We start from the raw sequence: 5,262 nt of genomic DNA on the forward strand, positions 1-5,262 counted from the left end.
CCAGGTCCGCCTCTTCGGTGGCCGCGTGGGCCGTCAGGGGATGACGATGGGCACGTGCATGCTCTTGCCATCGTAGGCCGTGGCGCCGCAGCGCGCGCGGCTCCAGTCGCCGTTCATCGCCGTGCAGATGCGGAAATTGCTGATGTTGGAGATGGCCACGTTGATGCCCGGGGTGTCGCACCGGCCGCTGTAGGTCCAGGCGAGGGCCCGGTTGACGGAGGTGACGCCGATGCAGGGCCCAATCCACGCGCCCGTGTCGCGCCGCTGCACGTCGATGGAGTACTGGGCGCCCGTCTCCTCCTCGCTCCACGTCAGGTCCACGAAGGGCGTGGTGCCACCGGGCAACTCCAGGAAGACGTCATCCGAGACGCCGTCATAGGCCTTCTCCACGAAGGGCCCCCACACGCCGTTGTTCGAATAGAAGATGCGGAAGGCGGCGATGTCACCCTTGTTCACCATGCGGCTGTTCGCGCTGGGGCACACGCCGTTGAAGACGGTCTTGTTGGCGGTGCCGATGATGCCGACCGCGCTGCACGGGCCCACCGTGGTCCCATCGCGCAGCACCACGTCCAGCGAGTAGCTGTACCCCGCGAGCCTCGTCCAGCGGATGTTGACCTGGTTGAGCGAGTGCAGCGAGCCATCGGGCTTGAAGGCCATGCGCTGCTTGTAGGTGCTGCGCGAGGTGAAGGTGCCCGCGGGCTGGAAGACGCCCTGGTGGAAGATGTTGAAGTACTCGCCGCGGCGGTCCACCACCACGTTGTGACCATGGCTCTGGATGAGCGCTCCAGCGGCGTTGCGCATCGCCTGGGAGAGCGGCCGCACCGCGCGCGTCCGGGTGAGCGCGGGCAGCGAGTCCCCCATGATGTAGTTCATGGCGTACTGGCTGTTGTACCAGCCGGTGCTGAAGAACAGGTAGTAGAGGCCGTTGCGCTTGAGGAGCTCGGGCGCCTCGTTGATGCCCTCCTCGTGCGCGGGAGTCGAGTAGAGCGCCGGGCCCGTGTGGTTGTAGACCGTGGCGGGGGCCGCGAGGTTGAACGAGGAGATGTTGTTGCCGTTCTGGAACCACACATAGAAGAGCCAGCTGCCCGACGTGTCATTGAACGTGGCCGCGTCGATGCGGATGTTCCGGTTGCAGCCCTGCGGCGTGCAGGCCGAGCCGATGGTGGTGCGCGGAAGGGTGGTGTTCGGGTTGATGGGCCGGGGCGCGCCGAAGTCGAGGTTCAGGTCGGATGCCGAGGCCACGAAGGTCGTCACGTCCTGGCCGGACGCCGGGCAGGCCATGCCGTTGGGCACCCGCTGGGCCGAGAAATAGAGGTTGTAGACACCGTTGGCCTTGCCGAGGTCCGGCGCCCAGATCATGCAGTAGTCGTAGGCCGGGTCCGCCACCGAGGGGTCGTAGCCGCGCTTGAAGCGGAAGCTCGACAGATCATTGGTCTCGTAGATGGGCACGGTCCGCGCGTCGCCGGTACCCGTGAGGAAGAACAGGTCATCGTTCTCCTTGTGGACGTCCGGGTCCGCGAGCCCCGGGACGAGCAGCGTGCGCGCGTAGAAGTTGGAACCGCGCGTGGCGCACGAGGAACCCGTGAAGCCCTCGTCGCAAACGCAGACCGCGCTCCCGGCGTTGTCCCTACAGACGCCATGTCCGCTGCAGGTGACGCCATCACAGACGAGCGCCTGGGTGATGATCGATGATGCGCCGTCGGCCTCGGGCGAGAGGCCGGCGTCCTCCACTCCCCCGCAGCCAGCGGTCAGCGCGAGGGCGATGAATGGAACGAGTCTGGGGGGGATGCGGGGAAGCATGGCTCTCCTGGGGGAAATCAGCCGGGGGTGTACTCCGACTCGTACACCTCTCCTCTCCATGATTTCCAGTTTTTCTTGGAAAGCCAGCTTGCCTCTGCGTTATCGCGCGGAGGGTGCCGCCGCGGACACGCAGAGGAAGCCCGCGAGCCACCATGAGAAAGCTTCTTACCACCCACCATGCCCAGGATGCGCCCAGGCCTCGACGCTTCTCACCGGGACATGGGGGCTTTCCGCTATCACCTCATGTGGCGGTGAGCCGCTCGAGGATCCTCACCGTGTCCACCGCGGCGGTGGAGGGGGAGAGGGCCGTGTCGGCGATACCGGACACCACGCGGGTGATGTCGTGGTCCACCTCGCCCTCGCGGGACCAGGTGCTCACCTTGGGAGCGGTGATGTAGACGGAGTAGGCGTGGTGCCCCGAGCCGGGCCGCTCCCCGATGATGTGCAGGATGGCCCGGTGCGAGTCCTCGCCCGGGAGCGAGGCGTACAGCACCTCGCCGATGTGGTAGCCGGCGCGCACGCGTCCGGACCGGACCACGATGGGCTGCGGCGCCACCTCGTAGCCCGCGGCCGCCAGCTCCGTGCGCACCCGCTCCAGGTACGGCGCGAGGTGTCCCTCGTCCGTGAGCGCGTAGGCGTTGAGCCCGTCGGAGATGACGAGCTGCACGTCGTACTGGCCCGCATGCGTGTCCCGCAGGCGCCGCAGGGACTCCACGGCTTCGTCGGTGAGCTGCTCGCCCGTGGGCGGGTGGAGGATGTAGTCCTCGCGATCCTTGGAGCCGGTGACCACGGAGACGGCGCCGGACAGCGTGCTCGTGAAGGTGGCGGGCAGCTCGGCGTGGATGCTCTTCTTCGCGTCCTCGTAGAGGTAGCGGATCTCCCGGTCCAGGTCGGGGTTCAGGTCCCACCGGTGGGTGCCGTGGCCCTCGGCGAGCCATACGCCGCGCTGGCGCACCTGGGCCATCTGCCTCCGGGCCTCGGTGAGCAGCTCCTCGTCCGGGCGCGTGTCGCCCTTGCGCCGCTGGTATCGCAGGTACACCCAGGTGGGGTCACCGAAGTGCGCGGTGGGCGCGCCGTGCGCGTCGAGGATGCCGAGCTCCTGGAAGAAGGCCCACATCCGGTCATCCACCTTGTAGCCGAAGCGCTCGCGGATGCGGACGTGGTCCTGGAACGCCGTGGTCAGGTAGCTGAGCATCGGATCATTCTTGGTGGGCAGCGCCATGAGGTAGGCGGGGTTGGCCGGCATGATCTGCTCCAGGCACCAGTCGAGGTCATCCAGGTTGACCTCCATGTGCAGCGTGGAGCAGACGTCCAGGCCGAGCGTGAGCCCGTGCAGCTTGCCCATGACGATGTCCTCGAGGCAGCAGCGCACGAGCTGCTCGCGGGTGCGGAACACCTCGGGGCCGATGAAGCCGGCCACGTCGTTGAGGTGCACCCAGGGAGCAGCGGGCCTTCCGGCGCCGAGCTGGGCCTGGGCCACGCGCTGCTGAAGCACGCGGGCGAAGCCGTACTTGCGCGACTCGTGCACCACCATGTCGAAGCCGTTGCCGTGGCCGTTGGTGCCGTCGGCGCCCTGGCCCGTCTCGAAGTAGAGGCCGTACTTGCCCGTGCGCGCGGCCGCGTGCCCGAGCATCTTGGGGAGCGTGACGTCGAACGTCTGGTTGGCGCCCTCGGTGCCGCCGAGGCTCTGGAACCAGAGCGCGGTGGAGCCGGGCTCGAGCTTCTCCACCTCGGCCTGGATGTCGATGTGGGCCAGCACGCAGTGGGGCATCACGTCCGCGATGCCGAACGCCTCCAGGACGTCCCGGAGCGTGTTCTCCACCGTCCGCACCGACTCCACCTCGCTGGAGACGGGGTTGGTGCCGAGCAGCACGTCGCCCACGGCGAAGGCCCATCCGTTGAAGACCTGCCAGCGGATGTCCTCGGGGTGGTCCGTGGGCGAGTTGGGCTGGATGCGCGCGCCCAGGTATCCCTTGGAGCCGATCCGGCTGCCGGGCAGCGGGTTGAAGACCTTGCTGCCCACGGCGATGAGCTCCTCATTGCTCATCAGCTTCACGATGCAGCCGATGATGTCGCTGCTCAGCCCGGACATGACGGACTTGATCTCCGCCTCGCTCCGGTCGAGGAGCAAGCGCTTGAGCTCGCCCAGGGTCCAGTCCTTCATGGCGTCCGCCGCCGAGGTGTCCACGCCCTGCTCGATGAGCGTGAAGAGCCCGTCCTCGAAGAGCGGATGGGCGCGCAGGTCGCCGATGCGTGTGTTGGACAGGAGGAGGCGCGCGTTGGCGCGGGAGGTGTCGTCCGCGGCGGCCAGGTGCGCGGCCTCGTCACCTTCCTTGTACTCGTTGGCCGCGCCGATGAGCTGTTTGTAGAGCGTCGGGTCGAAGCCACCCCGCGTCCGGTCCAGGTATTTGAAGAGGCTCTCTCCCTCCTTCACCGAGGGGACGTAGACGCCGGGCGGAGGTGGAGGGGGCTTGGGGTCCTCGCGGCAGGAGGCGAGGGCGAGCGCGGAGCCACCGAGCATCACCGACTTCATGAAGGTCCGGCGGCGCATCACCACGGGGTCCCAGCGAGGACTCGGAGGCGTGGGGTTGCGCTGCGCGCCACGGCGTGGCCGGACCCGGTGCATCGTCTTCATGGCTGTCCCCTTGGTTGGATGGGAATGATTGTAGGAGGAGTCCCGAGGCCCCGGGCAGAGCGGTCCGTCTGACTTTGCCCACTGGTGATCGTTGCGCGCGGCCCATCGAGGGCAGGGGGTTCGTTACCCTGTCCACACACCGGATGCTCTTCACGTGAGGCTTCAAGATAGTATGGCTCCAGGAGTACCGTCTGGAGCCCGTGTGAGCCTTCCTTTGAACTGGGAGTGGAGGGTGATTCGAGTGATGTGGAGCCGGACGATATTGAGGTGCTTGGCGCTCGCCGCCCTCTGGTTGTGGGGCTGTGGCCTGTCGCGGCCTGGTGGGTGGGAGCCGCATGGGAACCTGGTTTCGGTGTGTGGTGCCGAACTGGAGACCCGGGCCAGCCGGGCGGAGGTCGAGAGAGCGCTGGCTCAGGTGGTGGCAATCACCAACGGCGTGCGCCGGATGGGCGCCCGGCTGGAGTTGACGTATTGGGCGGAATCCGGAGCGCTGACGCTGTTGGGCTTTCGCATGGATGCAGTAGGTGCTGTTCAAGCAGGGCCGGTGGGAGATCGGCGGAAGCTGCGTCAGGACCTGGAATTGGCACTGAGTGGCTATGGCTCCAGCCCCAGCGGGCTGATGCGGATTGAACTGCAGCGGGAGCGAGCACGGTGGGCCAGAGGTGGTGGAGCAGTTGACCTGGTTGCTGTTGGGGTTCGAGGAGGGGCTGGGGCTTCGCACGGTGAGGTTTCGCGTGAGGGCGGAGCAGCGGCGCGGTCAGTCGCAAGTGGAGGGATGGGTGGAGGAGGGGCTGACGCAGCAGCCACTGCGGCCGCCCGACATGGGG

At 67.5% G+C, this 5,262-nt stretch carries 3 protein-coding genes; 1 reads left to right on the plus strand and 2 read right to left on the minus strand.

Annotated elements, in window-relative coordinates; translation table 11 throughout:
* Nucleotides 1–33: 33 nt before the first annotated feature.
* Together Q664_RS17905 and eutB are read right to left on the minus strand one after the other, a co-directional pair.
* Nucleotides 34–1,800, minus strand: coding sequence for a family 43 glycosylhydrolase (locus Q664_RS17905; RefSeq protein WP_084610033.1), 1,767 nt, complete (start codon nt 1,798–1,800; stop codon nt 34–36).
* Nucleotides 1,801–2,041: 241 nt separating this feature from the next.
* Nucleotides 2,042–4,435: an ethanolamine ammonia-lyase subunit EutB gene (eutB, locus tag Q664_RS17910; protein WP_235216746.1), complete on the minus strand. Its 2,394-nt coding sequence runs from the start codon at nt 4,433–4,435 to the stop codon at nt 2,042–2,044.
* Between the two features lie 626 nt (nt 4,436–5,061).
* Here eutB and Q664_RS60980 point away from each other — a divergent pair.
* The coding region (locus Q664_RS60980; protein ID WP_235216747.1) for a hypothetical protein at nt 5,062–5,262 on the plus strand (201 nt) is incomplete at its 3' end.

The organism is Archangium violaceum Cb vi76, assembly GCF_000733295.1.
GTDB lineage: Bacteria > Myxococcota > Myxococcia > Myxococcales > Myxococcaceae > Archangium > Archangium violaceum.

Coding starts and splice junctions, on each gene's coding strand:
- Q664_RS17905 (WP_084610033.1), bottom strand. CDS start 1,800: ATGCTTCCCCGCATCCCCCCCAGACTCGTTCCATTCATCGCCCTCGCG.
- eutB (WP_235216746.1), bottom strand. CDS start 4,435: ATGAAGACGATGCACCGGGTCCGGCCACGCCGTGGCGCGCAGCGCAAC.